At 74.5% G+C, this 26,428-nt stretch carries 24 protein-coding genes; 9 read left to right on the top strand and 15 right to left on the bottom strand.

Going from position 1 to position 26,428, the window contains the following annotated elements; translation table 11 throughout:
• The first annotated feature begins 8 nt into the window (after nt 1-8).
• Nucleotides 9-1,379, top strand: coding sequence for a GNAT family N-acetyltransferase (locus E2B92_RS04595; RefSeq protein WP_126884775.1), 1,371 nt, complete (start codon nt 9-11; stop codon nt 1,377-1,379).
• Here the strand turns inward: E2B92_RS04595 and E2B92_RS04600 are convergent.
• Entirely contained in the window at nt 1,312-2,535 is a 1,224-nt protein-coding gene (locus tag E2B92_RS04600; protein WP_126884776.1) for a trans-sulfuration enzyme family protein, read from the bottom strand. The two genes, E2B92_RS04595 and E2B92_RS04600, sit on opposite strands and share 68 nt — an antisense overlap.
• Nucleotides 2,536-2,595: 60 nt before the next feature.
• Here E2B92_RS04600 and E2B92_RS04605 point away from each other — a divergent pair, with 60 nt between their 5' ends.
• Complete coding sequence (locus E2B92_RS04605) at nt 2,596-3,102, top strand: Lrp/AsnC family transcriptional regulator (protein WP_126884777.1); 507 nt, start codon at nt 2,596-2,598, stop codon at nt 3,100-3,102.
• A 38-nt stretch (nt 3,103-3,140) separates the two neighbouring features.
• Nucleotides 3,141-4,832 (top strand): DUF885 domain-containing protein, encoded by a 1,692-nt coding sequence (locus tag E2B92_RS04610; protein ID WP_126884778.1) that lies wholly within the window; start codon nt 3,141-3,143, stop codon nt 4,830-4,832.
• Between the two features lie 21 nt (nt 4,833-4,853).
• On the opposite strand, the gene E2B92_RS04615 is transcribed toward E2B92_RS04610, so the two are convergent.
• A complete protein-coding gene (locus tag E2B92_RS04615) occupies nt 4,854-5,351 on the bottom strand; it encodes a rhodanese-like domain-containing protein (RefSeq protein ID WP_126884779.1) in 498 nt (165 codons plus the stop codon).
• Between the two features lie 95 nt (nt 5,352-5,446).
• On the opposite strand from E2B92_RS04615, the gene E2B92_RS04620 reads away from it, so the two are divergent.
• Nucleotides 5,447-5,893 carry an Lrp/AsnC family transcriptional regulator gene (locus E2B92_RS04620; protein WP_126884780.1) on the top strand — a complete coding sequence of 149 codons (447 nt, stop codon included), beginning with the start codon at nt 5,447-5,449 and terminating at the stop codon, nt 5,891-5,893.
• Here the strand turns inward: E2B92_RS04620 and E2B92_RS04625 are convergent.
• From E2B92_RS04625 to E2B92_RS04645, 5 genes are all read right to left on the bottom strand, one after another.
• The gene (locus tag E2B92_RS04625) at nt 5,883-8,927 is read right to left on the bottom strand and encodes an AAA family ATPase (protein ID WP_126884781.1); all 3,045 of its coding nucleotides are present in this window, start codon (nt 8,925-8,927) and stop codon (nt 5,883-5,885) included. The genes E2B92_RS04620 and E2B92_RS04625 overlap by 11 nt on opposite strands.
• Nucleotides 8,924-10,090, bottom strand: a complete 1,167-nt coding sequence (locus tag E2B92_RS04630) for an exonuclease SbcCD subunit D (protein WP_126884782.1) — start codon at nt 10,088-10,090, stop codon at nt 8,924-8,926. Before E2B92_RS04630 ends, E2B92_RS04625 begins: the two co-directional genes overlap by 4 nt.
• A gap of 127 nt (nt 10,091-10,217) precedes the next feature.
• On the bottom strand, nt 10,218-10,811 hold the full coding sequence (gene grpE, locus E2B92_RS04635) for a nucleotide exchange factor GrpE (RefSeq protein WP_235023681.1): 594 nt from the start codon (nt 10,809-10,811) through the stop codon (nt 10,218-10,220).
• Complete coding sequence (gene dnaK / locus E2B92_RS04640) at nt 10,811-12,697, bottom strand: molecular chaperone DnaK (RefSeq protein ID WP_126884783.1); 1,887 nt, start codon at nt 12,695-12,697, stop codon at nt 10,811-10,813. Before dnaK ends, grpE begins: the two co-directional genes overlap by 1 nt.
• Nucleotides 12,698-12,990: 293 nt before the next feature.
• Complete coding sequence (locus E2B92_RS04645; protein WP_126884784.1) at nt 12,991-13,617, bottom strand: YigZ family protein; 627 nt, start codon at nt 13,615-13,617, stop codon at nt 12,991-12,993.
• A gap of 94 nt (nt 13,618-13,711) precedes the next feature.
• Here E2B92_RS04645 and E2B92_RS04650 point away from each other — a divergent pair, with 94 nt between their 5' ends.
• Entirely contained in the window at nt 13,712-14,125 is a 414-nt protein-coding gene (locus E2B92_RS04650) for a CoA-binding protein (protein WP_126884785.1), read from the top strand.
• Here E2B92_RS04650 and E2B92_RS04655 read toward each other — a convergent pair.
• Both E2B92_RS04655 and E2B92_RS04660 read right to left on the bottom strand, forming a co-directional pair.
• On the bottom strand, nt 14,112-14,675 hold the full coding sequence (locus tag E2B92_RS04655) for a YbaK/EbsC family protein (protein ID WP_126884786.1): 564 nt from the start codon (nt 14,673-14,675) through the stop codon (nt 14,112-14,114). The two genes, E2B92_RS04650 and E2B92_RS04655, sit on opposite strands and share 14 nt — an antisense overlap.
• A gap of 43 nt (nt 14,676-14,718) precedes the next feature.
• On the bottom strand, nt 14,719-15,291 hold the full coding sequence (locus E2B92_RS04660; RefSeq protein WP_126884787.1) for a helix-turn-helix domain-containing protein: 573 nt from the start codon (nt 15,289-15,291) through the stop codon (nt 14,719-14,721).
• 92 nt (nt 15,292-15,383) lie between these two features.
• On the opposite strand from E2B92_RS04660, the gene E2B92_RS04665 reads away from it, so the two are divergent.
• The gene (locus tag E2B92_RS04665) at nt 15,384-16,250 is read left to right on the top strand and encodes a DMT family transporter (protein ID WP_126884793.1); all 867 of its coding nucleotides are present in this window, start codon (nt 15,384-15,386) and stop codon (nt 16,248-16,250) included.
• Here the strand turns inward: E2B92_RS04665 and E2B92_RS04670 are convergent, their stop codons facing one another.
• Nucleotides 16,251-16,994: an acyltransferase gene (locus E2B92_RS04670; RefSeq protein ID WP_126884788.1), complete on the bottom strand. Its 744-nt coding sequence runs from the start codon at nt 16,992-16,994 to the stop codon at nt 16,251-16,253. It abuts the gene before it with no gap.
• A 134-nt stretch (nt 16,995-17,128) separates the two neighbouring features.
• Here E2B92_RS04670 and E2B92_RS04675 point away from each other — a divergent pair, with 134 nt between their 5' ends.
• On the top strand, nt 17,129-17,659 hold the full coding sequence (locus E2B92_RS04675; protein WP_126884789.1) for a gamma carbonic anhydrase family protein: 531 nt from the start codon (nt 17,129-17,131) through the stop codon (nt 17,657-17,659).
• Between the two features lie 51 nt (nt 17,660-17,710).
• Here E2B92_RS04675 and E2B92_RS04680 read toward each other — a convergent pair whose 3' ends face one another.
• The 3 genes from E2B92_RS04680 to E2B92_RS04690 form a co-directional block, all read right to left on the bottom strand.
• On the bottom strand, nt 17,711-18,394 hold the full coding sequence (locus E2B92_RS04680; protein ID WP_126884790.1) for a DedA family protein: 684 nt from the start codon (nt 18,392-18,394) through the stop codon (nt 17,711-17,713).
• Nucleotides 18,395-18,473: 79 nt separating this feature from the next.
• Nucleotides 18,474-20,984, bottom strand: a complete 2,511-nt coding sequence (locus tag E2B92_RS04685; RefSeq protein WP_133087393.1) for a beta-glucosidase family protein — start codon at nt 20,982-20,984, stop codon at nt 18,474-18,476.
• 139 nt (nt 20,985-21,123) lie between these two features.
• Nucleotides 21,124-21,576, bottom strand: coding sequence for a DUF4442 domain-containing protein (locus E2B92_RS04690; protein ID WP_126889579.1), 453 nt, complete (start codon nt 21,574-21,576; stop codon nt 21,124-21,126).
• Nucleotides 21,577-21,682: 106 nt separating this feature from the next.
• Here E2B92_RS04690 and E2B92_RS04695 point away from each other — a divergent pair, with 106 nt between their 5' ends.
• Nucleotides 21,683-22,768, top strand: a complete 1,086-nt coding sequence (locus tag E2B92_RS04695; protein WP_126889580.1) for a hypothetical protein — start codon at nt 21,683-21,685, stop codon at nt 22,766-22,768.
• Between the two features lie 124 nt (nt 22,769-22,892).
• On the top strand, nt 22,893-24,212 hold the full coding sequence (locus tag E2B92_RS04700) for an MFS transporter (protein WP_133087394.1): 1,320 nt from the start codon (nt 22,893-22,895) through the stop codon (nt 24,210-24,212).
• On the opposite strand, the gene E2B92_RS04705 is transcribed toward E2B92_RS04700, so the two are convergent.
• On the bottom strand, nt 24,174-25,025 hold the full coding sequence (locus E2B92_RS04705; protein WP_126888460.1) for a spermidine synthase: 852 nt from the start codon (nt 25,023-25,025) through the stop codon (nt 24,174-24,176). The genes E2B92_RS04700 and E2B92_RS04705 overlap by 39 nt on opposite strands.
• A gap of 72 nt (nt 25,026-25,097) precedes the next feature.
• Nucleotides 25,098-26,267, bottom strand: coding sequence for an elongation factor Tu (gene tuf / locus E2B92_RS04710; protein WP_126888459.1), 1,170 nt, complete (start codon nt 26,265-26,267; stop codon nt 25,098-25,100).
• Nucleotides 26,268-26,428: the final 161 nt, after the last annotated feature.

Raw genomic sequence — 26,428 nt, forward strand, 5'->3', positions numbered from 1 at the left:
GTGCTGGCATGACCGATGTGCATTCTCCGAAGAACACCCGCCGTCACCACTGGCGGCGGGACCTCGTCGAACTGGCCGCCCTCTTCACCGCCGTGGCCGTCGCGGACGCGGTGGCCAACACCGTCGTGCACGGCCCGGACGGACCGTACCTCCTCGCCGTGTCGGCGGTGGTGCTGATCGCCACGGCGGCGTTCCACACCTGGTGGGCGCGGCGCCACAGCCATGCCCCGCCGCCCGCCCCGACTACCGCCGGGACGGGCGGCGGCGCGGCGGCGGGCGGGACGGCGCTGTGGCGGATGCGGACCACCGTGCGCGACGAGCCGGGCAGCCTCGCCGCGCTGTGCACCGCGCTCGCGCACCTGCGCGTCGACATCCTGACGCTCCAGACGCATCCGCTGGCCGACGGGACGGTCGACGAGTTCCTGCTGCGGGCGCCCGCCTCGCTCCAGGCGGCCGAGCTGACCCGGGAGGTCGCCGCGGCGGGCGGCACCGGCACGTGGACCGAGCGCGCCGACGCCCACGACCTGGTCGACACCCCGGCGCGGGTGCTGGGCCTGGCCACCCGTACCGCCCTGGACGCCGCCGAACTGCCGCTCGCGCTGCGCCAGTTGCTGGGCCGGTGCACCATCCACTCGCTGCCCGCGGTCTCGCCCACCGGCCGCCCCACCGGTGCGACGGCACCGGTCGAGGGCGTCCTGGAGGAGGGCGAGACCGTGATGCGGCTGCGCGACCCGAACGGCGGCGCCATCACCGTCGAGCGGCCGTACCTGCCGTTCACGCCCACCGAGTTCGCCCGCGCCCGGGCCCTGGTGGAGCTGGACGCGCGCCTCGGGCCGCGCATCCCGCGCAGCCAGGACGTGCTGACCCTCCCGGAAGGGAGGGAGATCACGGTCCGCCGTGCCGACCAGGGCGACCTGGAGGCCGCCCGGGCCATGCACGAGCGCTGCTCGGACCGGACCCTGAACCTGCGCTACCACGGTCCGGTGGCGGACGCGGCCGGGTACCTGAACCATCTCCTCAGCCCCCGGTTCGGCCGGACGCTCGCCGTGGAGACGGCGTCCGGCCGGCTCGTCGCCCTCGGCCACCTGATGTGGGACGGCGACGAGACCGAGGTGGCCCTGGTCGTCGAGGACGACTGGCAGCGCCGCGGCATCGGCTCGGAGCTGCTGGGCCGGCTGGTGGCGCTGGCCCGCGAGGCCGGCTGCGAGAGCGTGTACGCCGTGACGCAGTCGTCCAACACGGGCATGGTCGCCGCGATGCGGGGGCTGAACCTGCCGCTGGACTACCAGATCGAGGAGGGCACCCTGGTGATCACCGCGCGGCTGAACGGGCTTCCTGTGCCCCGGACTCGGCGGCAGGCCGGCCGGGCCGAGCGCTGAGCGCCTCGGTCAGGTCCCGCCACAGGTCCTCGACGTCCTCCAGACCGACGGACATCCGCAGCAGCCGGTCGCTGACGCCCGCCGAGCGGCGGTCGTCCTCGTCCACGATCCGGTGGCTGATGGAGGCCGGGTGCTGGATCAGGGTGTCCACGCTGCCCAGACTGACCGCCGGCGTGATCAGCCGCACTCCGGCGATCACGTCGCGCGGGTCCCCGTACACCTCGAAGGCGACCATGGCCCCGCCGATCTCCGGGTAGTGCACCCGGGCGATCCGGGGGTCGGCCGCCAGCCGGCGCGCCAGGTCGGCGGCGGTCGTGGCGGCGGCCCGCATCCGCACCGGCAGCGTGGACAGCCCGCGCAGCAGCAGGTAGCTCGCCAGCGGGTGCAGTACGCCACCGGTGGCGAAGCGCACCTGGCGCAGCTTCCCGGCGAACTCCTCGTCGCAGGCCACGACGCCCGCGAGCACGTCGCCGTGCCCGCCCAGGTACTTGGTGGCGCTGTGCAGCACGATCCGGGCGCCGTGCTCCACGGGGCGCTGGAGCACGGGGGTGGCGAAGGTGGAGTCGACCAGCAGCGGCACCGAGCCGCAGGCCCGGGCCACGGCCCGGATGTCGACCTCGGCGAGGGTCGGGTTCGCCGGGGTCTCGACCATCACCAGGCCGGTGTCGGGCCGGATGGCGGCGGCGATGCCCTCCACGTCGGTCCAGGTGACCTCCGTACCGAGCAGTCCGGCCGTCAGGAGGTGGTCGCTGCACCCGTACAGGGGCCGGACCGCCACCACGTGGCGCAGACCCATGCTCGCGCGGACGAGCAGGACGGCGGTCAGCGCGGCCATGCCGCTGGCGAACGCGACGGCGCTCTGCGTGCCCTCCAGGCGGGCGAGGGCGGTCTCGAAGCGTGCCGTGGTGGGGTTGTCGAGCCGCGAGTAGACGGGCGGTCCGTCCGGGCGGGCGCCGGTGGTGGCGAACGCGTCGATCCGCTCCGCCTCGGCCCGCGCGTCGTGGGACGGGTACGTGGTGGAGAGGTCGATCGGCACGGCGTGCAGGCCCAGGGCGGCGAGGTCGTCGCGCCCGGCGTGCACCGCTTCGGTGGCCAGCGCCCGCGGGGCTCCCGGAGTGGGGAGGGCGGGGGTGGTGTCGTGAGACAGGGCTTCCATGGACGGCACTGTGAACAGATACCGGGGAGTATCCGAAAATCGCCGTGTTACGTTCGGCGAATGAACGATTCTGTCGTGCTGGACACGGTCGATCTGCACATACTTCGCCTTTTGCAGAACGACGCCCGGACCACCTACCGGGAGCTGGCCGCGGAGGTGGGGGTCGCCCCCTCCACCTGCCTGGACCGGGTGGCACGGCTGCGGCGCACGGGCATCATCCTGGGCAACCGGCTCCGACTCGATCCGGCCAAAATCGGCCGCGGCCTGGAGGCGCTGCTCCTGGTCCAGGTGCGCCCGCACCGCCGGGAGCTCATCGGCCCGTTCGTCGAACGCATCCGCGCCCTGCCCGAGTCGCGGGCCCTGTTCCACCTGACCGGCCCCGACGACTACCTGGTGCACGTGGCCGTGTCCGACCCCTCCGACCTGCAACGACTCGTACTGGACGAGTTCACCTCGCAGCGGGAGGTCGCCCGTGTGGAGACCCGGCTGATCTTCCAGCAGTGGGAGTGCGGGCCCCTCCTGCCACCCGGCGCGCCCGCTCATTTGTCAGCCGACCGGGACGGATGAGGGTGACGACGGGGCCGGCGGCATACCAGGATGGCCTCATGCCAGAGACCTCCAGCAGCGCGCTCCCCCGCGCGGTCGCCGACGCCTACGTCGACGCGCTCATCGAACTCGACCCGATCACGGGCACGTACCTGGGCGTCCGGAAAAGCGCCGGGCTCCTTCCGGACTTCTCGCCCGCCGGTCAGGAGGAGATCGCCGCACTGGCCCGCAGGACGCTCGCCCGGCTCGACGAGGCCGAGCGCCTGCCCGGCGCCCGTGACGACGCCGAGCGGCGCTGCGGCCGGCTGCTGCGGGAGCGTCTCACCGCCTCACTGGCCGTGCACGACGCCGGTGAGGGGCTGCGCACGGTCAGCAACATGCGCTCGCCCGCGCACAGCGTGCGCATCGTGTTCACCGTGATGCCGACGGAGAGCGACGACGACTGGGCGGCCGTGGCCGAGCGCCTCCGGGCCGTGCCCGCCGCGCTGGAGGGCTACCGCGAGTCCCTCGCGCTCGGGCTGGAGCGCGGCCTGCCGGGCGGACCCCGCGCCACGGCCACGTTCATCGGGCAGCTCACCGAGTGGACGGGCGACGACGGGGCGCGGCGCGGCTGGTTCGAGGAGTTCGTGGTGCCCGCCCCGGCGGGGCTGCGCGGGGAGCTGGACGCGGCGGCGGGGGCCGCCACCCGGGCGCTGGCCGGGCTGCGGGACTGGATGCGTGACGTGTACGCCCCGGCCGTGAAGGGCGCGCCCGACACGGTGGGCCGCGAGCGGTACGCGCGCTGGTCGCGCTACTTCAACGGCAGCGACTGCGACCTGGACGAGGCGTACGCGTACGGGTGGGGCGAGTACCACCGGCTCCTGGCCGAGATGCGGGCCGAGGCGGACCGCATCCTGCCGGGCGCCGGGCCGTGGGAGGCGCTCGCCCACCTCGACGAGCACGGCACGCACATCGAGGGCGTCGAGGAGGTGCGGGCCTGGCTCCAGGCGCTGATGGACGAGGCGATCGAGGCCCTGGACGGCACGCACTTCGAACTGGCCGAGCGGGTACGGAAGGTGGAGTCCCGGATCGCCCCGCCCGGCGGGGCGGCCGCGCCGTACTACACCGGCCCGTCGGAGGACTTCTCCCGGCCGGGCCGCACCTGGCTGCCGGTCGACGGCGAGACGCGCTTCCCGGTGTACGACCTGGTGTCGACCTGGTACCACGAGGGCGTGCCGGGCCACCACCTCCAGATCGCGCAGTGGGTGCACGTCGCCGACCGGCTCTCCCGCTACCAGGCGACCGTCGGTGTCGTCAGCGCCAACGCGGAGGGCTGGGCGCTGTACGCGGAACGGCTCATGGACGAGCTGGGCTTCCTGCCCGACCCCGAGCGGCGCCTGGGCTACCTGGACTGCCAGATGATGCGCGCCTGCCGGGTGATCGTGGACATCGGCATGCACCTGGGGCTGGAGATCCCGGCGGACGCGCCGTTCCACCCGGGTGAGCGGTGGACGCCGGAGCTGGCGCAGGAGTTCTTCCAGCGGCACAGCAGCCGTCCGCCGGCCTTCGTCGAGAGCGAGCTGACCCGGTACCTGTCGATGCCCGGCCAGGCGATCGGCTACAAGCTGGGCGAGCGCGCCTGGCTGCTGGGCCGGGAGAGGGCCCGCCGGGCGCGCGGCACCGCGTTCGACGCCAAGCGGTGGCACATGGCCGCGCTCTCCCAGGGCCCCCTGGGCCTGGACGACCTGGTGGAGGAGCTGGCCAGGCTGTGACGCCACCGGGCCCCGGGCGCGTCAGCAGCCGCAGTCGTCCGCGCCGACCGGGGCGGTCAGCGGGTCGGCGTCGCGCTCGCGCGTGCCCTCCCAGGTCTCGTACGCGAAGCCCTCGCGGGCCCAGTACTCGAAGCCGCCCAGCATCTCCTTGACCTGGTAGCCGAGTTCGGCCAGGGCGAGCGCCGCGCGGGTGGCGCCGTTGCAGCCGGGGCCCCAGCAGTAGGTGACGACCGGCACGGCCTTGTCGAGCAGTTCCTCCGCCTGGGCGGGGATGAGCGCGGTCGGCAGGTGGACCGCGCCCGGGATGTGGCCCTGGTCCCACGACTCGGTCGACCGGGAGTCCAGGACGACGAATCCCGGGTCGCCGCCGGAGGCGAGCGCGGCGGCGACGTCGGAGACGTCCGCGTGGAAGGCCAGGCTCGCCGAGAAGTACGCGGCGGCCGCGGCCGGCGAGGCGGGCGGGACGCGCAGGACGGGGTTGGCGGGGGCGGGGGCGGCGGTGATCGGTGTCGTCGTCATGCCCAGAAATCTACGGTTCGTTGATCATTCCGGTGAAGTGACAATCCCCGGAGCTTGCCTTGTCCGGCCGGGGATTCCCCTGCTATTCCTCGACCATGACGGGATATTCACCGGACGCCACCGACTGGCGCATCCTCGCCGCTCTCCAGGAGCAGGGCCGGGCCTCCTTCGCCGAACTGGCGCGCACCGTCTCCATGTCGGCGAGCGCCGTCACCGAGCGGGTGCGCCGGCTGGAGGACGCCGGGGTGATCGCCGGGTACACGGCGGTCGTCGACCCGGAACGGCTGGGGCTGCCAATACTCGCCTTCGTACGGCTCCGCTACCCCACCGGCAACTACAAGCCGTTCCACCACATGCTGGAGACCACTCCGGAGGTCCTGGAGGCGCACCACGTGACGGGCGACGACTGCTTCGTGCTGAAGGTCGCCGCCCGCTCGATGCGGCACCTGGAGGAGATCTCCGCGAAGGTCGCCGTGCTGGGCTCGGTGACCACGAGCGTCGTGTACTCCTCGCCGCTGCCGCGCCGCGCGATCAGCCGCTGAGCGCCGCCGCGCCGCGCAGCCTCACCGCCGAGCCGCCGCGTTCCTTGACCACCTGGAGCTGGGTGGGGATGCGGCGGCGCAGGTCGGCGACGTGGCTGACGATGCCGACGCTGCGGTCGCGTTCGCGCAGGGAGTCCAGGACGTCCAGCACCTCGTCGAGGGTCTGGTCGTCGAGGCTGCCGAAGCCCTCGTCGATGAAGAGGGTGTCGAGCCGTACGCCGCCGGCCTCGTCGGTGACGACGTCGGCGAGGCCCAGCGCCAGCGCCAGCGACGCGAAGAACGTCTCCCCGCCCGAGAGGGTCGCCGTGTCGCGCTCGCTGCCCGTCCAGGCGTCGACGACGTGCAGGCCGAGGCCCGCGCGCTTGCCGCCGGCCCGGGCGTCGGAGTGGACGAGCGTGTACCGGCCGGACGACATCCGCGCCAGCCGCGCCGTCGCGGCGGCCGCCACCTGTTCGAGCCGGGCCGCGAGCACATAGGACTCCAGCCGCATCTTGCGCTCGTTGTCCGCGGACGTGCCGGCGGTCAGCCCGGCCAGCCGCGCCACCCGCTCGTACTCCTCCCGCAGCGGCCCCAGGCGCCGCACCTCGGCGGCGGCCCTCTCCGACAGTCGGTCCAGCTCCGCACACCGCTCGCGCTGGGCGGACAGGGCGGAGTCCGCGTCGCGGGCGGCCCGGTCGGCGGCGGCGTGGGCGGCATGGGCGCCCTCCGGGTCGGCGGGCGGGCGCCCGGCCGCGGCGCGCGTCTCCGGCTCGGCGAGCCGGTCGGCGACCGCGGCGGCCTCGGCCTGCCAGGCGTCCAGCCGCCGCTGGAGGTCGCGCCGGTGTGCGTCGTCGAGAAGTGCGGCGGCCGCGGCGGCGGGGGTGTCGAACCCGGCCCGGTACGCGGCGTCGGCGAGCCGGTCGTCGGCCTCCTTCAGCCGGCGTGCGGTCTCCTCGACGGTACGTACGGCACCGGCGGCCTCGGTGAGGCGGGCGATCCGGTGCTCCAGGAAGGCGGCGTGCGCGCTCACGGCGCCGCCCGGAACGCGGGCCAGCTCGGCGTCGACGGCCGCCTGTTCGCGGTCGAGCGCCTCGCGCCGCGAGGTCCGCGCGGCGGCACGGCGCTCCACCTGCTGCCGCGCGTCGAGCCGCCGCTCGTGCTCGCGCTCCGCCCGGTCCAGGGCCTCCCGGGCCGCGTGCGCGTCGCCCGCCGCCTCGCGGGCCCGGGCGTGGGCCCGCTCCAGCGACGCGACGTGCTCGGCAAGTACGGCGACGCTCGGCGCCCCCGCCACGGTTTCGGCCACGTCCTCGGCCGCTCCGGCGGCGACGTCCGCGTGTGCCGCGGCCAGCGCCTCCTGGACGACCGCCCGTTCGCGTTCGGCGGCGGAGCGGGCCTCGTCCGCGCGGGTGTGGGCCGCGTAGGCCGCGTCCTCCGTCGAACGGTCGACGTGCCCGGCGTCGGCGCGGGCGGGGTCCGGGTGGTCGGCGGAGCCGCAGACCGCGCACGGTGCGCCGTCCACGAGGCCCGCCGCGAGTTCGGCGGCGATGCCGCGCAGGCGGCGCTCCCGCAGGTCCAGCCACGTCTCATGGGCGGCGTTGGCGTGCTCCCGCGCCGCCGCCAGGCGCGCCTCGGCGGCCTCGGCGTCCCGTACGAGCGCGTCGCGGCGGCGGGCGGCGGCCAGCCGCCGGCGGGCGGGCTCCAGGCGGCCCGCGAGGTGTTCGGCGCGGGTGGCGGCCTCCTGGGCGGCGTCGACCCGGTCCAGGAGGGCGCGGCGGGTGGTCTCCCAGTCGGCCAGCCACGCGGCGGCCTCCTGGCGGGTCTCCTCGTCGGCGCGGGCCTGGCGGTCCAGTTCCTCGCGCTCGCGGGCGAGTTCAGCGCCGCGCCGCTCGGCCCGGCGGGCACCGGCGAGGCCGCCCAGTTCCTCCCTCGCCCGCCCCGCCAGGGCGGCCAGCCGCTCGGCGCCCGCGTCGGCGAGGTCCGGGGGCAGTCCGGCCGCCGCCCGCTCCTGGGCGGCGCGTGCCGCGCGGTGCTCCCGTTCGGCGTCGTCGCGCAGGCTCAGCGGGCCGGCCACCCGCTCGGCCTCGCGGGACCGGTCCAGCAGGGCCTGCCACCCGTCGCGCTCACCGCGCCGGGCCTCCAGTTCGGCGGCGCGCCGCCGGGCGTCCTCGTACCGGCGCTGCCGCGCGGCCAGCTCCCGCTCCTCGTCCAGGGCGCGGCGCGCAGCGGCCTGCCGGCCCTCGGCGGCCAGGAGCGCGAGGTCGGCGACGTCCAGCGCCTCCCGGGCGCCGGAGCGGGCCACGGCCGCCCACTCCAGGACGGAGCCGGCGAGGCCCGGGTCGCCGGGCCTGGCGTCCGGGGCGGGCAGGCCGGCGGCCGCGTCGCCCGCCGCCTGCGCCATCCGGTGGGCGAGCGCGAGGAGCCGTTCGTCACCGTCCTTCACCCGCTGCTCGGCCGCGCGCCGCAGCTCGGCGAGCCGCTCCTCGACGGCCGCGAAGCGCCGGGTGTCGAAGAGCCGGCCGAGGAGCCGGCCGCGCGCCTCGGCGTCGGCGCGCAGGAACCGCGCGAAGTCGCCCTGCGGCAACAGCACCACCTGGCAGAACTGCTCCCGGCTCATGCCGAGGAGCTGGGTGATCTCCTCGCCGATCTCCTGGTGGGAGCGGCTCAGCCCGTGCCACTCGCCGCGCTCCGCGTCGTACTCCCGCAGCCACGACTGGGCCTTCTCGGTGGTGAAGCCGCCGCCCCGCTTCTTGGGGCGGGGCTGGGCGGGCCGCCGGGTGATCTCCAGCCGCCGGCCGGCCACGGTCAGGTCGAGCACCACCTCCGTGGAGGTGCCCACCGGGGCGTGGTCGCTGCGCAGCGAGGTCCCCGGGCTCTGCCGGGCGCCGGGCACCGCCCCGTACAGGGCGTAGCAGACGGCGTCCAGGACGGAGGTCTTGCCCGCGCCGGTCGGCCCGTGGAGCAGGAACAGCCCGGCCTGCGACAGGGTGTCGAAGTCGACGGTCTGGGTGGTGCCGAACGGTCCGAAGCCGGTGATGTCGAGCCGGTGGAGTCTCAACCGGCCACCTCGCGCTGTGCCATGTCCACCCGTACGTCGTCGAAGGCGCGCAGGAGCGCGGCGCGCTCCCGGTCGTCGGGGCCGGTCCCGCCGCGCACGTGGGCGACGAAGTCCTCGGCGATCTGCTGGTCGTCGCGGTCGCGCAGCCGCTGCCCGTACGAGGCGAGGTGGTCGTCCTCGGCCCGCTCGGGGGCGAAGAGGAGGCTCAGGACGTGCGGGAAGCGCTCGGCGAGGCGTGCCATGGGCTCGGCGGGCCGCACCGGGTCGGTGAGGGTCGCCTCGATCCAGGACTCCTCGTGACGGGTGAACGCGGGGTCGCCGAGCAGGTCGTCGAGCCGGCCCCGGAGGCGGGCGAGCGGGCGCGGCACCGGGCAGTCGACCCGCTCGGCGCGGACCGTCCCGTCGCCGTCCAGGTCGACGAGCCACATCGTCTTGCGGTGGTCGGCCTCGGAGAAGGAGTACGCGAGGGGCGAGCCGGAGTAGCGGATGCGCCCGGTGAGGGCCTGGCTGCCGTGCAGGTGCCCGAGAGCGACGTAGTCGGCCCCGTCGAACACCCCGGCCGGGACGGCGGCGACCCCGCCGACGGTGATGTCGCGCTCGCTGTCGCTGGGCTCGCCGCCCGCGACGAAGGCGTGGGCGAGGACGACGCAGCGGGTGCCGGGCGTACGGCCGGCGAGGTCGGCGCGGACGCGTTCCATGGCGGCGGTCAGGACGGCCTCGTGGCCGGCGTTCGCGGCGCCGAACCGGTCGCGCACGAGGGCGGGCTCGAGGTACGGCAGTCCGTAGAACGCCACGTCGCCGTGGGCGTCGGCGAGCAGGACGGGGCTGCCGACTCCGGCGGGGTCGGTCCGCAGGTGGATGCCGGCCTTCTCGATGAGCCCGGCCGCGACGCCGAGCCTGCGGGCCGAGTCGTGGTTGCCGGAGATCATCACGGTGGGTACGCCGGCGTCGGCGAGCCGGTGCAGCGCGGTGTCGAACAGCTCCACGGCGGGCAGCGGCGGCACCGCGCGGTCGTAGATGTCGCCGGACACCAGCACCACGTCCACGGCGTGCGCGCGCACCGTCGCCACGAGGTGGTCGAGGAACGCCGCCTGGGCGTCGAGCAGGTTCACACGGTGGAACGACCGCCCCAGGTGCCAGTCCGATGTGTGCAGCATCCTCACGACGCCGCTCCGACCCGCGATGGCCGCATGTGTACCGCTCCTCCGCCCCCGGGCCCGCTCGGGCCCCGTTGTGCACTCCGTACACGCTAACGGTGCCCGGGACCCGATATGTCACGGACCTCGTTTCTCACCCCTGCGCGGGACCGGTGACCGTGACGTCGGCGGGGCGGAGGAGGTGGTCGCCGACGCGGTAGCCGGGGCGCACGATCTCGGTGCAGACCGGCCGCTCGACGAGACGGGAGCGGCGGTACGCGACGGCCTGGTGGACGCGCGGGTCGAAGGGGTCGCCGACCGCGCCGAAGGCCCGCAGGCCCAGCGCCGCGGCCTCGCCGTCCAGGGCGAGGGCGACACGCTCGAACCCGCCGGTGAGCTCGCCCTGCCGGGCCGCCTCCGCGAGGGCGTCGAACACGGGCAGGAACCGGCGCAGCACGTTCGCCACGGCGGCCTCGCGCACCGCGAGGCGGTCGCGGTGGACCCGGCCGCGGTAGTTGTCGTACTCGGCCTTCAGCCGCTGGAGGTCCGCCGTCCGCTCGGCCAGCGCCCCGGCCGGCCCGGCCGGTGGCGTCTGCGGCCCGGCGGGTGGCGCCTGCGGTGCGGCGGGTGGCGCCTGTGGCTCGGCGGGTGGCGCCGCGGACGGGCCGGGGGCGGCCGGGGCGATCATCGGGGGCGGGTCGGTGCGGCCGTTCACCGTGGTCAGCCCGCGGCGCGTGTCCGGCCTCATCACCCGCCTCCCCGCTCCTGCCGGTCGTCGTCGACGATCTCCGCGTCGACGACGTCGTCCTCGGCCGTGGCGTCCTTCGCGCCCTCACCGGCACCGGCACCGGCGCCGCCCTGCGGCCCCTGGCCGGCCTGGCCGGCCTGGGCCTGCGCGTACATGGCCTGGCCGAGCTTCTGCGAGACGGCCGCGACCTTCTCCGTGGCGGTGCGGATGGCTGCGGTGTCCTCCCCCTTCAGCTTCTCCTTCAGGTCGGCGAGCGCGGTCTCGACCTCGCTCCTCACCTCGCCCGGGACCTTGTCCTCGTTGTCCCTGAGGAACCTCTCCGTCTGGTAGACGAGCTGCTCGCCCTGGTTGCGGGTCTCGGCGGCCTCGCGCCGGCGCCGGTCCTCCTCCGCGTGGCGTTCGGCGTCCCGCACCATCTGGTCGATGTCGTCCCTGGGGAGGGCGGAGCCGCCGGTGACGGTCATCTTCTGTTCCCGGCCGGTGCCCAGGTCCTTGGCGGTGACGTGCATGATGCCGTTGGCGTCGATGTCGAAGGAGACCTCGATCTGCGGGACGCCGCGCGGGGCCGGGGGCAGACCGGTCAGCTCGAACATGCCGAGCTTCTTGTTGTACGCCGCGATCTCGCGCTCGCCCTGGAACACCTGGATCTGCACCGACGGCTGGTTGTCCTCGGCCGTCGTGAAGATCTCGGAGCGCTTCGTCGGGATCGTGGTGTTGCGCTCGATCAGCCTGGTCATGATGCCGCCCTTGGTCTCGATGCCGAGGGACAGCGGGGTCACGTCGAGGAGCAGGACGTCCTTGACCTCACCCTTGAGGACACCGGCCTGGAGCGAGGCGCCGATGGCGACGACCTCGTCCGGGTTCACGCCCTTGTGCGGGTCCTTGCCGGTCAGCTCGCGCACCAGGTCCGTGACCGCCGGCATCCGGGTGGAGCCGCCGACCAGGATGACGTGGTCGATGTCGGACACCTTGATCCCGGCGTCCTTGACGGCGTTGTGGAACGGGGTCTTGCAGCGCTCCAGCAGGTCCTCGGTGAGCTGCTGGAACTGGGCGCGGGTGAGCTTCTCGTCCAGGTGCAGCGGGCCCTCGGCGGACGCGCTGAGGTAGGGCAGGCCGATGGTGGTCTCGGTCGTCGCCGACAGCTCGATCTTGGCCTTCTCCGCGGCCTCCCGGAGCCGCTGCGTGGCCATCTTGTCCTTGCTGAGGTCGATGCCGTACGCGCTCGCGAACCGCTGGGCCAGGTGGTCGACGATCCGCTGGTCCCAGTCGTCGCCGCCCAGGTGCGTGTCGCCGTTGGTCGCCTTGACCTCGACGACGCCGTCGCCGATCTCCAGCAGCGAGACGTCGAAGGTGCCGCCACCGAGGTCGAAGACCAGGATCGTCTGGTCGCTCTCCTTGTCCAGGCCGTACGCGAGGGCCGCGGCCGTCGGCTCGTTGATGATGCGCAGGACGTTGAGGCCCGCGATCTCGCCGGCCTCCTTGGTGGCCGTGCGCTGCGCGTCGTTGAAGTACGCCGGCACGGTGATCACGGCGTCCTTCACGTCCTCGCCGAGGTAGCCCTCCGCGTCCCGTTTGAGTTTCTGAAGCACCCGTGCGGAGATCTCCTGGGCCGTGTACCGCTTGCCGTCGACGTCGCCCTGCCCGGGGAAGTGCCAGGCGGCCTCGCCCATGTGGCGTTTCACCGACCGCACGGTGCGGTCGACGTTGGTCACGGCCTGCCGTTTGGCGACCTCGCCGACCAGGACGTCTCCGTTCTTGGCGAAGCCGACCACGGAGGGGGTCGTGCGGGCGCCCTCCGTGTTGGTGATCACCGTGGGCTCGCCGCCCTCCAGAACGCTGACCACCGAGTTCGTCGTACCGAGGTCGATACCCACCGCGCGTGCCATCGCCGTCTCCTCAGCTCACCGTCCACTCCCGCGGGAGGTCCCGGACCGTGCGGCGGCCCGCGGGGGGCCGTGCCGCGTGCGGCCCGTCGGCGGGGACGCGCCGCACGGGGTCCGGCGTGCCCGGCGGGCGTCGTCGTACGCGGCGCGCCGCGCCGGGTCGCGATGGCTGCCGCAGGCCCCGGGTACCGCGTCGTGGTCGCGCGGGCCCGCCACGGTGCTCACCTCACTGACGTCCTCAGAACGTGCATAGAACGTCACCGGGCGCGTGTCAAGGCGCCCCCCGGGGTGCGGGGTCAGGCGTCCCCGTAGGCCTCGGCGCCCAGCTCCAGCCGGGCGGTCCCGGCCGTCGCGTCGGCGAGCCAGGCGCGGAAGGCGTCGACGTCGGCGCCGGGCAGGCCGATCTCGATGGTGACGGCCTCGGCGTACCGCACGTCGCGCACGGTCCGCCCGGTGGCCCGCAGGTCGTTCTCCAGCTTCCCGGCCCGCTGGTGGTCGACGGTGACGGTGGCGAGCCGGAAGCGCTGCCGGGTGCGGGTGCCCAGCGCGTCGAGCGCCTCCCCCACCACTCCGCCGTACGCCCTGATGAGCCCGCCCGCGCCGAGTTTCACGCCGCCGTAGTAGCGGGTGACGACGGCGGCGACGTACCGGACCTCGCGGCGCAGCAGCATCTGGAGCATGGGCACGCCGGCGGTGCCGCCCGGTTCGCCGTCGTCGCTCGCCTTCTGGACGGCGGCGTCGGCGCCGATGACGTAGGCGAAGCAGTTGTGCGTGGCGGTGGGGTGCTCCTTGCGGACGCGTGCGACGAAGTCCTGCGCCTCCTGCTCGGTCGCGGCGGGCGCGAGGGCGCAGATGAAGCGCGATCGGCCGATCTCGGTCTCGTGCACGCCCTCGCGGGCGACGGTCCGGTACTGCTCCTGCATCCCGCCACCCTATGCGCACCCGTCTCCGGGAATCTCCGGCGGTGCGTGGCCGTTGGCGCTGGGAGACGACGACCTTACGCACCGGAGGCGCAGCGTGCCCAGCGAGACGGAGACCATCGAGAAGATCCTGACCGAGTCCGGGGACACGTGGGCGGTGGTCGGCCTGTCCACCAACCGGGCCCGGGCCGCCTACGGCGTGGCCGCCGTGCTGAAGCGCTTCGGCAAGCGGGTGGTGCCCGTGCATCCCAAGGCGGAGACGGTCCACGGGGAGCAGGGGTACGCCTCGCTCGCGGACATTCCGTTCCCGGTGGACGTGGTGGACGTGTTCGTCAACAGCCACCTGGCGGGGGCCGTCGCCGACGAGGCGGTGGCGAAGGGGGCCAGGGCCGTGTGGTTCCAGCTCGGGGTGATCGACGAGGCGGCGTACGAGCGGACCCGGGCGGCGGGCCTGGAGATGGTGATGGACCGCTGCCCGGCGATCGAGATCCCGCTGCTCAGCCCGCGCTGACGCCGAGTCCTTCGAGGACGACCGCGCCCGGCAGTTCCGCGAAGGACTTGCCGGGCACGATGAGCTTGCCCCGGCGCCGGCCGCTGCCGATCAGGACCCACGGGATGTCGACGACGGCCGGGTCGACGAGCAGCGGCCAGTCGGCGGGCAGCCCGATCGGGGTGATGCCCCCGTACTCCATGCCGGTCTCGCCGGTGGCCGTGTCCATGGGCGCGAAGGACGCCTTGCGGGCGCCGAGGTGCTTGCGTACGGCGCCGTTGACGTCGACGCGGCTGCTGGAGAGGACCACGCACGCGGCGAGCGACGTCCCGCCGCCGCGCCGGGCGGCCACGACCACGCAGTTGGCGGAGGCCTCCAGCAGGTCGCGGCCGTGGTGCTCGACGAAGACGGCCGTGTCGGCGATGGCCGGGTCGGTGTCGACGTACAGGAGCTGGTCGGCGGGGACGCTCCCGCGCCAGGCCCGCACGGCGTCGGCGACGGGCGCGGTGAGCAGGTCGAGGCAGTCGGGGGCGGGGCGGGCCCGGTCGAAGTCTCCGATGGGTGCGCGCATGCGCGCACGCTAACAGCGCTGGTGACGCGGCCGGTTGGCCGTCTCAGCGTACGGGCGGGATGGAGACCGCCAGGGTCATCTCGACGGTCTCCTCGCCGTCGTTGCGGTAGGCGTGCGGGACGTTGGACTCGAAGACGGCGGAGGTTTTGGCCGGGACCCGGTGGTTCACGCCGTCGACGACCAGGGTGAGCTCTCCGGCGGTGACGTGGAGCAGTTCGGTGGTGCCGGCCGGGTGCGGGTCGGAGGTGCTGGCGTCGCCCGGCATCAGCGTCCAGGACCACAGTTCCAGCGGGCCGCGGGCCTCGGTGCCGGCCAGCAGGGTGGTGTGGCTGCCCCGCTCGGTGGACCACATCCGTACCGCCTGCTCCGGAGGGACGAGCCGGACGTGGGAGCCCTGCTCGTAGTCGAGGAGCGTGGTGATGGAGACGCCCAGCGCGTCGGCGAGCTTGACGGTGGTGCCGACGCTCGGGTTGGTCCGCGCCTGCTCGATCTGGATGATCATGCCGCGGCTGACGCCCGCGCGGGCCGCGAGCGCGTCGAGCGTGAAGCCGCGCTCGCCGCGCCAGCGCTTGAGGTTGCGGGCGAGCGACTGCGTGAGCTGATCGAGGTCCGACACATTCCGTCCAATATTTTGGATGACAGAGTTCAATGGACTGCACTACCGTGTGGTGCACCCCCATGTTCACCGCACTGTACTGCGAGGATGCCATGACAGCCCTGTTCGCCCTGGCCACCAGTCTCCTGTGGGGACTGGCCGACTTCGGCGGCGGGCTGCTCACCCGGCGCATGCCCGCCCTCACGGTCGTCGTGGTCTCCCAGGCCCTCGCGGTCGTCGTGCTCGGCGCCCTCGTCGTCGCCACCGGCGGCTGGAGCGAGGCCGGAGGAGAGCTCTGGTACGCGGTGGCGGCCGGCGTCGTGGGACCGGCGGCCATGCTGGCCTTCTACAAGGCGCTCGCCCTCGGCCCGATGGGCGTGGTCTCGCCGCTCGGTTCCCTCGGCGTCGTCGTCCCCGTGTCGGTCGGCCTGCTGGTCGGCGACCGGCCGGGGCTGCTCCAGTTCGCGGGGATCGGGGTGGCGATCGCCGGTGTGGTGCTGGCGGGCGGGCCGGAGCTGCGCGGCGCGCCCGTGCAGCGGCAGGCGGTGCTGCTCACCCTGGTCGCGGCCTTCGGGTTCGGCTCGGTCATGGCACTGATCTCCGAGGCGTCCTCGACCCTCGCCGGACTGTTCCTCGCCCTGTTCGTCCAGCGCGTCACCAATGTCGTCGTCGGTGGCGCAGCGCTGTGGGCCTCGGTCCGGCGCGGCGGGCGCGCCCTGCCCGAGGACGGCGGGGCGCGGGTGGTGTGGCGCGCGCTGCCCGCGCTCGCCTTCGTCGGTCTCGCGGACGTCGCCGCCAACGGCACGTACTCCATCGCCGCGCAGAACGGCCCGGTCACCGTGGCCGCCGTGCTCGCCAGCCTCTACCCGGTGGTGACGGCGCTCGCCGCGCGGGGTGTGCTCAGGGAGCGGCTGCGCGCGGTGCAGGCCGCGGGCGCGGGGCTGGCGCTGGTCGGAACGGTGCTGCTGGCGGCCGGCTGATCAGGCCTCCTCCAGGTCCAGTTCGGCCAGCGCGGCCAGTTGCCGGGGCGTGACGCCCTCGGGTACGGGCACGGGGGCGGGCGTGCGCAGCGGCGGCTGCCAGCCGCTCACGGCGTCCCAGCGGCGTACGACCCGGGCGGGCGCCCCGGCCACCACCGCGTGGTCGGGCACCTCGCCGCGTACGACGGCGCCCGCGGCGACCACCACGTTGCGCCCCAGACGGGCGCCGGGCAGGATCACCGCGCCGGTGCCGAGCCAGCACCCGGGGCCTATCTCCACCGGCGCGGAGCGCGGCCACTGCCTGCCGACGGGCTCGTCGGGGTCGTCGTAACTGTGGTTCGTGGACGTGATGTAGACGTACGGGCCGCAGAAGGTGTCCGACCCGATGGTCACCGCCGCGTCGGCGACCACGTGGCTGCCGCGCCCCAGGACGACCCCGTCGCCCAGGCTCAGGACCGCGTCGGGTCCGAGGTCCAGCCCGGGCAGCATCCCCGCGGTCAGCGTGACCTGCTCGGCGATGATGCAGTGGTCGCCCAGCTCGATCCACTCCTCGCCGAAGACGGTGCCCTGCGGGAAGGCCAGCCGCGTCCCGGGGCCGAGGCGGCGGAAGCGCAGCCGCCCGGGGTGCTCCGCGGTGACGGCGCCCGTCTGTTGCACCCAGCGCCATCCGCCCTGCACGGCTCGGCTGAGGACCCGGCGCCGCCACGCGGCCAGGGATGAGAACGTGTTTCTGTTCTTCGGCACCCCGACACGGTAATCGCCCCGCTCACGACCGGCCCGCGCCGCGGCCTGTGATGTTCGCCCCACCGTCGCCGCCGCCCCGGCCGTCGCCTAACGTTCCCCCTGGCGCGACTTCAGGCACACGAGGAGCACAGACGATGACAGAGCGGCCGTTGATCACCGGCGTGGGCGGCAAGGAACCGGACGTCCACCCGGACGCCTTCGCCGCACCCACCTCCGTGGTGGTCGGCGAGGTGACGATGGCGGCGGGGTCGAGCGTCTGGTACCACGCCGTGCTGCGCGCCGACTGCGGACCGATCGTCCTGGGCGCGGGCTCCAACGTGCAGGACAACTGCACGGTGCACGTCGACCCCGGTTTCCCGGTGACGGTCGGCGAGCGCGTCTCGGTCGGTCACAACGCCGTTCTGCACGGGTGCACCGTCGAGGACGACGTCCTGGTCGGCATGGGCGCCACGGTCCTCAACGGCGCCCACATCGGCGCCGGCTCGCTGATCGCCGCCCAGGCGCTCGTCCCGCAGGGCATGCGGGTCCCGCCGGGTTCCCTGGTCGCGGGCGTGCCGGCCAAGGTCAAGCGGGAGCTGACGGACGAGGAGCGCGAGGGCATCAAGCTGAACGCCGCGATGTACCTGGAGCTGGCGCGTGCGCATGGCGAGGCGCACACGTCCTGACGCCCGTGCCCGGGCGGGTTCCGGCCCCCGGCCGCACCCGCCCCGGGGCGCTCAGTCCGCCGTCGCGCCGACCGGCTCCGGGGCCGTGCCGGGGGTGGCCGCGCCGGCGGCCGTCTGCGCCTCGGCCCGGGCCGCCGCCTTCTTGGCGCGGTTCTTGAGGACCAGCATCGAGGTGAGCCCCACCACGACCGCGAGCACGAGCCCCAGCCAGGAGAAGCGCTTCAGCCACGCCTCGGCGACCACGCCGACCGAGTAGATGACGGCCGTGGTGCCGCCCGCCCAGAGGATGCCGCCGAAGACGTTGGCGAGGGCGAACTTCCAGTACGGCATGCGCAGCACACCCGCCAGCGGCCCGGCGAAGATCCGCAGCAGGGCCACGAACCGCCCGAAGAAGACGGCCCACATGCCCCACTTCTCGAACGACCGCTCCGCCATGGCGATGTTGGCCTCGCCGAAGTGCTTGGGGAACTTGCCGCCCAGCCAGGCCAGGAGCGGCCGGCCGCCCTTGCGGCCGATGGCGTAGCCGATCGAGTCGCCGATGATCGCGCCCGCCGTGGCGCACGCGCCCAGCACCCACGGGTTGATGTCGCCGTGCTGCGACGCGAGCAGCGCCGAGCTGACGAGGACGATCTCGCCCGGCAGCGGGATGCCGAGGCTCTCCAGCCCGATCACCACCCCCACCAGGATGTAGATGCTGACCGCGGGAACGGTCTCGAGCCACTCCTGGACGTGCAAAGCCGGTTCCTCCGTCGTCGATTCCGTGCCACCCGGCGTGCGGCGCGAGCGAGGCGCGCACGCCGGGGCAGCCTACCTCCTACGGCGACAGGACCCGCGCGCGAGCGGTGAGCCGCACCTCGCGCGCGGAGGTGCCCAGCCGGACCGTGCGGGTGCCCGTCCCGAGGACCCAGCCGTGCCGTGCCGGGTCCCAGGAGGACAGGGTCCGGGCGGCGATGGGCACGGTGACCCGGCGGGCCCGGCCGGGCGCCAGTGTGACGCGCCGGTAGCCCGCCAGGGCCCACGCCGGCTGGTCCAGGGTCAGGGCGGGCGAGGGCCCGGCGTAGAGCTGGGGGACGGTGACGCCGGTGCGCCGGCCGGTGTTGCGGACGGTGAAGCGTGCCGTGAGGCCGCCGTCCGGCGCGGGCGTGACGGTGAGCCCGCTGAAGGTGAAGGTGGTGTACGACAGGCCGTGGCCGAAGGGGAACAGCGGCTCGACGCCCTGCGCGTCGTACCAGCGGTAGCCGGTGTGGACGCCCTCGGAGTACTCCTGGACGCCGCCGGTGCCGGGGTAGCGGCGGGGGTCGCCCGCCATGGGGTGGCGGGTGTCCGAGACCGGGAAGGTCTGGGTGAGGCGGCCGCCGGGGTCGGTGTCGCCGAAGAGCACGGCGGCGGTGGCGGCGGCGCCCTCCTGGCCCGGGTAGTACATCTGGAGCACCGCGCCGGTGCGCTCCAGCCACGGCATGGTGACGGCGGACGAGGTGTTGAGGACGACGGTCGTGCGGGGGTTGGCGGCGGTCACCGCGTGGATCAGCGCCTCCTGGTGGCCGGGCAGGGCGAGCGTGGCGCGGTCGCGGCCCTCGGCGGCGTCCTCGTAGGCGAACAGCACCACGCTGTGCGCGGCGCGGGCGGCGCGTACCGCTTCGGCGACGTCGGCCGCCCGGGTGGCGGGGGTGATGTGGCGCAGCCGGAAGAGCTGGCCGTGGGCGCCGCCGGTGGCGGTGACGCGCACGGTGTGGCGTCCGGCGGGGAGGGCGAGGGTGCGCCGGCGGACCTTCAGGCCGTCGGGCGCGGTGGAGACGAGGCCGAAGCCGGCGAAGAGTTCCGCCTCACGGTCCTGGCGGGCGAAGAGTTCGGTGCCGTCCACGAGGACCTGCGGGCGTTCGCCGCCGTAGTGGACGACGAACGTCCACTCGTCGGGCGCGTCGAGGGTGAGGGTCCCCTCGTAGGTGGAGGTCTTCCCGGCGGGTACGCGCTGTCCGTCGAGGGCGGTGCCGTGGAGCGGGAGCGGCTTGCCGTACAGGTCCTCGCCGAGGGCGTGGGTGACCCGGGCGCCGTCGCCGGCGCGGGCGGTGAGGGCGTCGAGCGGGCTGTCGGCCCGGTCGGGCACGACGTGGGCGCTGCCGCCGCCGCTGGTGAACGGGACCGTGCCGGTGGGGCCGATGACGGCGAGGGAGCGGGCGGCGGGCCCGGTGAGCGGGAGCGTGGCGTGCTCGTTGCGCAGCAGGGTGGCGCCCGCGACGGCGACGCGGTACGCGAGGCGCGCCCCGGCCTCGCGGTCGCGGGCGGCGGGGCGGGCGGGGGCGGTGCCGTCGAGGAGGCCGAAGCGGCCCATGACGGTGAGGAGGCGGCGTACGGAGCGGTCGACGGCGGCCTCGGGGAGGGTGCCGTCGCGCACGGCGCGCCGCAGGGCGTCGCCGTACCAGCGGCCGGCGGGCATCTCCATGTCCAGGCCGGCGGTGAGGGAGGGGACGGTGCTGTGGGTGGCGTCCCAGTCGCTCATCACCCAGCCGTCGAAGCCCCAGGTGTCGCGCAGGACGCCGGTGAGCAGGGCGCGGTTCTCGCAGGCGTGGACGCCGTCGACCTTGTTGTACGCGCCCATCACCGCTCCGGTTCCGGCGGCGACGGCGGCCTCGAAGCCGCGCAGTTCGGTCTCGTGGAGGGCCTGTTCGCCGATGCGGACGTCGACGCTGGTGCGGTCCTTCTCCTGGTTGTTGAGGGCGAAGTGCTTGACGGTGGCGATGAGGCCCTCGTCCTGGATGCCGCGGATCTCCTCGGCGACGAGGTCGGAGGTGAGGAGGGGGTCCTCGCTGAACGTCTCGAAGTTCCGTCCCGCGTAGGGGGTGCGGATCAGGTTCACCATCGGTGACAGCAGGACGTCCTGGCCGAGCGCCCGGCCCTCGTGGCCGATGGTGCGGCCGTACGCGCGGGCGAGGGCGGGGTCGAAGGCGCTCGCCAGCATCACGGGGGCGGGCAGGGCGGTGGCGCGGGCCCGGACGCGGACGCCCGCGGGGCCGTCGGCGAGCCGGAGCGGCGGGATGCCGAGGCGGGGGACGCCGGGTACCCAGCCGGCCTGGCCGGTGCCGCGGGGCTCCTGGGCGCCGTGCAGGAGGGCGAGCTTCTCGTCGAGGGTGAGCCGGGCGATCAGGGCGTCGACGTGACCGCCGGTGGAGGGCGGGGCGGCGGCGCGGGCGGTGGCGGGGGGCGTGGTGGCGGCGGCGGTGGAGACGGCGGCCGTGGCGGCGGGTGCGGTGGTGGCGGCCGCGGCGGCGGCTCCGGTGAGGAGCCGGAGCGTGGTCCGGCGCGAGACGTTCTCTGACGGATCTGGCATATGCGCACTATGCGGACCGGACGGCCCCGCGTGTGTGACATGCCGTCGGACAGGGCCGCCCCCACACCCGAAGAGGGGTGTGGGGGCGGCGGCACACGCGCGTCCGACCACGCGCGCGTGGCTCGTCCCGACGTCTCCGTCAGGCGTGGGGGCGCAGGGTCCAGATGATGGTCATCTCGCCCGTCACCGCGCCGTCCTCGCGGGTGATCTCGATGTTCACGGGGAACTCGGGGCGCTGCCCGGCGTCGAGTTCGGCGACGACCTCCGCCTTGGTGCGGCCGAGGGTCGCGGTGGCGGTGACGGGGCCCATCGCGAGCTTCTTGTAGCCGATCTCCGCCTTCACGGCGAGCGGCACGGCCCGGTTCATCTGGTCGCCGAACGCGCCGATGACGATGGCGCCGCTGGCGGACTCTCCCAGCGTGAACATCGCGCCCGCGTGCGGGCCGCCGACGTGGTTGTGGAAGGCGGCCTGGTCGGGGAGGCGGAGCACGGCACGCTCGGCGGTCGCCTCGACGACGTCCAGGTTCAGGGTCTTGGCCATGGGGACCGTGGCCAGCAGCATGTCGCCGATGTTCGGCAGGGTCTCGGACATGCCCCGAAGTTACCAGGCAGTAGCAAGCGCGGGAAGTGATGGCCGGAACCCCGCTGCCGGGGGCGGGCGTGGCACCCGTCACCACGCCCCTCTATGGTTACTCGCCATGTGGCCAGGACAGCAGCCGCCCGGGGGCGAGCAGAACCCGCAGGACCAGAACCCGTACCAGCAGCCGGGGTACGCACAGCCCAACCCGTACCAGCAGCCCGGCCCTCCGCCGCCGAGCGCGCCGCCGCAGCAGCCCGGTTACCCGCCGCATTCCGGCCAGCAGCCGGTGCAGCAGCCGGGGTACGCCCAGCCGAACCCGTACCAGCAGCCGACCGTGCCGCAGTACGCGGTGCCCGGCCAGGCCCCGGGCGCGCCCGTGCCGCCGCCGGGTGGCGACGACAAGAAGAAGACGACCGTCGTGGCCATCGCCGCCGCGACCGCCGTCGTCGTCGCCGCCGGTGTCACCGGGTTCCTGGTGCTGGGCAAGGACGACGAGAAGAAGACGACGGCCGACGGGGGCTCCAAGCCCTCCCAGAGCGCCTCCACGCCGGCCGAGGTCCCGCCCTCGCCGGTCGAGAACCCGCGCGACGCGGCCGGCGCGGCCAAGCCGACCATCGCGGGCTGGAAGGTCGTCTTCAACCCCAAGCGCAGCGCCCAGTTCGACGTGCCGGCCGACTGGGAGGTCATCGGCGCGGGCACCAGCGTGGGCTTCGAGGACGAGAAGAAGGGCGACGGCAGCTCCGTCGTCATGATGTCCGCCCCCGCCGAGTTCAAGAGCAAGTGGTGCACGGAGGACGCCAACAAGGACGGCCGCCAGGAGGAGCACGGCCTGGCCGTGGTCGGCACCAAGGGCGGCCAGGGCGCCAAGGACACCGCCGAGGCCGCCTTCAATGAGGCGGGCAACTGGGTGTGGGCGGGCTACGCCCAGACCGAGCCCAAGGGCACGGTCAAGGTGACCAAGGCCAAGCCGTACACCACCACCTCCGGGCTGACCGGGCACGTGGCGACGGCGACCGCCCTGAACACCAAGAAGGAGGGCAAGTGCGACACGGACGGCAAGTCCATCGCCTTCTCCTTCAAAAACGCCAAGGGCGACTTCGTGAGCTGGGTGATGTACGCCAACACCGGCATCCCGGACGAGGTGGACGACGCCACCATTCAGAAGATCCTGGCCACCGTCCGGCTGGCCGAGGACGGTTCCTGACCCACCCGCCCCCGGCGGGAACCGGCCGGCCGACGACCGCTCCCCCCTCGGAAGTGGCCGGTGTCGGCCGGTCGGAACCGTAATCGGTTTGGCGCGGCGGCGCGTCAGCGGGGATAGTCCCCCGGTGAGTACTCCCGCCGCCGCCCCCCGCCGGTCCCGCCGCCCCCGACGCCCCGAGTGGGCCGGCCGCAACTACACGCTGCTGACCGCCGCCGCGGTCGTCACCAACCTGGGCACCCACGGTGCCCTGATCGCGGCGGCGTTCGCCGTCCTGGAGGCCGGCGGCGACGGTGGCGACGTGGGCCTGGTCGCCGCGGCCCGCACCCTGCCGCTGGTGCTGTTCCTGCTCATAGGCGGCGCGGTGGCCGACCGGATTCCCCGCCATCGGGTCATGGTCGCCGCCAACGCGCTCAACTGCGTCTCCCAGGCCGTCTTCGCCGCGCTGGTGCTCGCGGGCGACCCCAAGCTGTGGCAGATGATGCTGCTGACCGCGCTGTGCGGCACCGGGCAGGCGTTCTTCAGCCCCGCCGCCGAGGGCATGCTGATGTCCAGCGTCGGCGGCGAACAGGCCAGCCGCGCCTTCGCCCTGTTCCGGATGGCGATGAACGGCGCGACGATCGGCGGTGCCGCGCTCGGCGGCGCGATGATCGCGGCGTTCGGTCCGGGGTGGGTCCTCGCCGTCGACGCGGCGGCGTTCGCCGTGGCGGGCGCGCTGCGCGCCTTCCTGGACGTCGGCCACATCGCGGAGCGCGAGCCCGGGGGCGGGCTGCTGGCCGATCTTCGGGAGGGCTGGCGGGAGTTCACGGGGCGCCCCTGGCTGTGGTCCATCGTGGCGCAGTTCTCCGTGGTCGTGGCGGTGGTCGGCGCGGTCGAGTCCGTGTACGGGCCGCTGGTCGCCGAGGAGACGCTGGGCGGCGCCCGGCCCTGGGGCCTGGCGCTCGCGGGGTTCGGCGCGGGGACCGTGTGCGGTGCGCTGCTGTCGATGCGCTGGAAACCGCGCCGGATGCTCCTGGTCGGCACCCTGTGCGTCTTCCCGCTGGCGCTGCCGTCCGCCGCGCTGGCGGTGCCGCTCTCCGTGGGCGGGCTGATCGCGGCCATGTTCGTGTGCGGGCTCGCGCTGGAGGTGTTCGGCGTCGCGTGGATGACCGCCCTGCACCAGGAGATCCCGGAGGAGAAGCTGTCGCGGGTCTCGGCGTACGACTGGTTCGGCTCGACCGCGATGCTCCCGCTGTCGACGGCGCTGGCCGGTCCGGTGGAGACCGCGTTCGGGCGGTCGCAGGCGCTGTGGGGGTGCGCGGCGCTGGTGGTGCTGGTGACCGCGCTGGTGCTGCTGGTGCCCGACGTACGGAATCTGACCCGGCGTACGAAGGAGGTCGCCGCACGGCCCGTCGCTTCCGGGGACCGTTCAGCCGATGCCGAAGGCCCCGTCGGGCGGCTCGGGTGACGCGACGGCGTCCTCGTCCCGTACGGGCCGCGCGTCGCCGATGAAGCGGGCCAGCGACGCACCGTGCTCCACGCGCGCGGGGAATGCGTCGGCGGCCGCCCGCCGGGCCAGGCACGCGGTGTCGATCTCCCGGTGGGCGGCGACGAGCACGGCGTTGCCGAAGCGCCGCCCGCGCAGCACGGCGGGCTCGGCGATCAGCGCGAGGTGCGCGAACACGGCGGCGAAGGTGGCCAACTGGGAGCGGAGGAACGCGAAGGGCGCGCCGTCCGCCAGGTTGGCCACGTAGACCCCGTGCGGCCGCAGTGCCCGTTCCGCGGCCCGCGCGTAGTCGAGGGACGTCAGGTGCGCGGGCACCCGTGACCCGCCGAAGACGTCCGCGACGAGCACGTCCGCCGACCGGGCGGGCGCCGCCTCCAGCCAGGCCCGCGCGTCCGCGCCGTGCACGGTGATCCGGCTGCCGGGCGGCAGCGGCAGGTGCTCGGCCACCAGCGCGATCAGTGCCCGGTCCGCCTCGACGACGTCCTGCCGGGAGCCGGGCCGGGTGACGGCCAGCCGGCGGGGCAGGGTGAGTGCCCCGCCGCCCAGGTGCAGGACGTCGAGGGGTTCGCCCTCCGGGGCGGGCGCCGCGCAGTCCACGGCGTGGGCGAGCCGGCGCGCGTACTCGAACTCCAGGTGCGCCGGGTCGTCGAGGTCGACGTACGACTGCGGGGCGCCGTCGATCGTCAGCAGCCAGGCCCGGTCGCGGTCCACGTCGGGCATCAGCTTGGCGGTGCCGTGGTCGACGGTGCGCAGCACCGGCAGGGGCTCGTCCATCACCCCACCTTATGGCGGCCGCACGACGGCCCGTCCCCACCGGGGGTGCCCCGGTGGGGACGGGCGGCCGCCTCACAGCACCTCGGTCACCGTGCCGGCGCCGACCGTGCGGCCGCCCTCGCGGATCGCGAAGCCGAGGCCGGGCTCCAGCGGGACGTCCCGGCCCAGCTCGACGGTCATGGTGACCGTGTCGCCGGGGCGGGCGACGGCCGTGTCTCCGAGGTCGACGTCGCCGACGACGTCCGCGGTGCGGATGTAGAACTGCGGCCGGTACCCGCTCGTCAGGGGCGTGGTGCGGCCGCCCTCGCGGGCCGACAGGACGTACACGCGCGCGGTGAAGCGCCGTCGTGGCGCGACGCTGCCGGGCGCCGCCACCACGTGGCCGCGGCGGACCGCGTCACGTGGCACGCCGCGCAGCAGCAGCGCCACGTTGTCGCCGGCCTGAGCGGACTCCATCGGCTTGCCGAAGGTCTCCAGGCCGGTGACCACGCTCTCCGTGTCCGCCCCGAGCACCTCCACCCGGTCGCCGGCCCGCACCGTGCCGCGCTCGACGGCGCCGGTGACGACCGTGCCCCGGCCGGTGATGGTGAGCACGTTCTCCACGGGCAGGAGGAACGGCGCGTCCACGTACCGCTCCGGCATGGGCACGTACGTGTCGACGGCGTCCAGCAGCGCCTCGATGGCACCGGTCCACCGCGGGTCGCCCTCCAGGGCCCTGAGCCCGGAGACCCGGACGACGGGGACGGCGTCACCGCCGTAGCCGTGGGCGGAGAGCAACTCGCGCACTTCGAGCTCCACGAGGTCGGTGAGCTCGTCGTCGCCCGCGTCGGCCTTGTTGAGGGCGACGACGATGTGGTCGACCCCGACCTGACGGGCCAGCAGGACGTGCTCGGCGGTCTGCGGCATGATCCCGTCGAGCGCGGAGACGACGAGGATCGCCCCGTCGAGCTGCGCGGCCCCGGTGACCATGTTCTTGACGTAGTCGGCGTGGCCGGGCATGTCGACGTGCGCGTAGTGGCGGGTGTCGGTCTCGTACTCGACGTGCGCGATGTTGATGGTGATGCCGCGCTGGGCCTCCTCGGGCGCGCGGTCGATGCGGTCGAAGGGCACGAACGTGCCCGTCCCGCGCTCGCTGAGGACCTTGGTGATGGCGGCGGTCAGGGTGGTCTTGCCGTGGTCGACGTGGCCCATGGTGCCGATGTTGAGGTGCGGCTTGGTGCGCACGTATGCCGTCTTGGGCATGGCTGTGACGGTTCCTTCCCGGAACTCGAAGCGGTGGAAGAGGACCCCTGGGCCTTGCCGACCCTCCCCCTGCGGGGTCCGCCGGACGATCCGGGAAGGGTCAGCTTCGGGCGCCGTCGAGAACGGCGGGGAAGGCGAATGCGGCAGCCTTCGGCGCGTCC

Origin of the sequence: Streptomyces sp. WAC05374, from assembly GCF_004353505.1 — a bacterium.
GTDB lineage: Bacteria > Actinomycetota > Actinomycetes > Streptomycetales > Streptomycetaceae > Streptomyces.

Excerpts from the sequence above, each read along its gene's own strand:
- E2B92_RS04655 (WP_126884786.1), bottom strand. The coding sequence starts at position 14,675 with ATGCGCGCACCCATCGGAGACTTCGACCGGGCCCGCCCCGCCCCCGAC.
- E2B92_RS04665 (WP_126884793.1), top strand. The coding sequence starts at position 15,384 with ATGACAGCCCTGTTCGCCCTGGCCACCAGTCTCCTGTGGGGACTGGCC.
- E2B92_RS04615 (WP_126884779.1), bottom strand. The coding sequence starts at position 5,351 with ATGACGACGACACCGATCACCGCCGCCCCCGCCCCCGCCAACCCCGTC.
- E2B92_RS04595 (WP_126884775.1), top strand. The coding sequence starts at position 9 with ATGACCGATGTGCATTCTCCGAAGAACACCCGCCGTCACCACTGGCGG.
- E2B92_RS04645 (WP_126884784.1), bottom strand. The coding sequence starts at position 13,617 with ATGCAGGAGCAGTACCGGACCGTCGCCCGCGAGGGCGTGCACGAGACC.
- E2B92_RS04695 (WP_126889580.1), top strand. The coding sequence starts at position 21,683 with ATGTGGCCAGGACAGCAGCCGCCCGGGGGCGAGCAGAACCCGCAGGAC.
- tuf (WP_126888459.1), bottom strand. The coding sequence starts at position 26,267 with ATGCCCAAGACGGCATACGTGCGCACCAAGCCGCACCTCAACATCGGC.
- E2B92_RS04605 (WP_126884777.1), top strand. The coding sequence starts at position 2,596 with ATGAACGATTCTGTCGTGCTGGACACGGTCGATCTGCACATACTTCGC.
- E2B92_RS04705 (WP_126888460.1), bottom strand. The coding sequence starts at position 25,025 with ATGGACGAGCCCCTGCCGGTGCTGCGCACCGTCGACCACGGCACCGCC.
- grpE (WP_235023681.1), bottom strand. The coding sequence starts at position 10,811 with ATGAGGCCGGACACGCGCCGCGGGCTGACCACGGTGAACGGCCGCACC.
- E2B92_RS04675 (WP_126884789.1), top strand. The coding sequence starts at position 17,129 with ATGACAGAGCGGCCGTTGATCACCGGCGTGGGCGGCAAGGAACCGGAC.
- E2B92_RS04610 (WP_126884778.1), top strand. The coding sequence starts at position 3,141 with ATGCCAGAGACCTCCAGCAGCGCGCTCCCCCGCGCGGTCGCCGACGCC.
- E2B92_RS04620 (WP_126884780.1), top strand. The coding sequence starts at position 5,447 with ATGACGGGATATTCACCGGACGCCACCGACTGGCGCATCCTCGCCGCT.
- E2B92_RS04685 (WP_133087393.1), bottom strand. The coding sequence starts at position 20,984 with ATGCCAGATCCGTCAGAGAACGTCTCGCGCCGGACCACGCTCCGGCTC.
- dnaK (WP_126884783.1), bottom strand. The coding sequence starts at position 12,697 with ATGGCACGCGCGGTGGGTATCGACCTCGGTACGACGAACTCGGTGGTC.
- E2B92_RS04600 (WP_126884776.1), bottom strand. The coding sequence starts at position 2,535 with ATGGAAGCCCTGTCTCACGACACCACCCCCGCCCTCCCCACTCCGGGA.
- E2B92_RS04690 (WP_126889579.1), bottom strand. The coding sequence starts at position 21,576 with ATGTCCGAGACCCTGCCGAACATCGGCGACATGCTGCTGGCCACGGTC.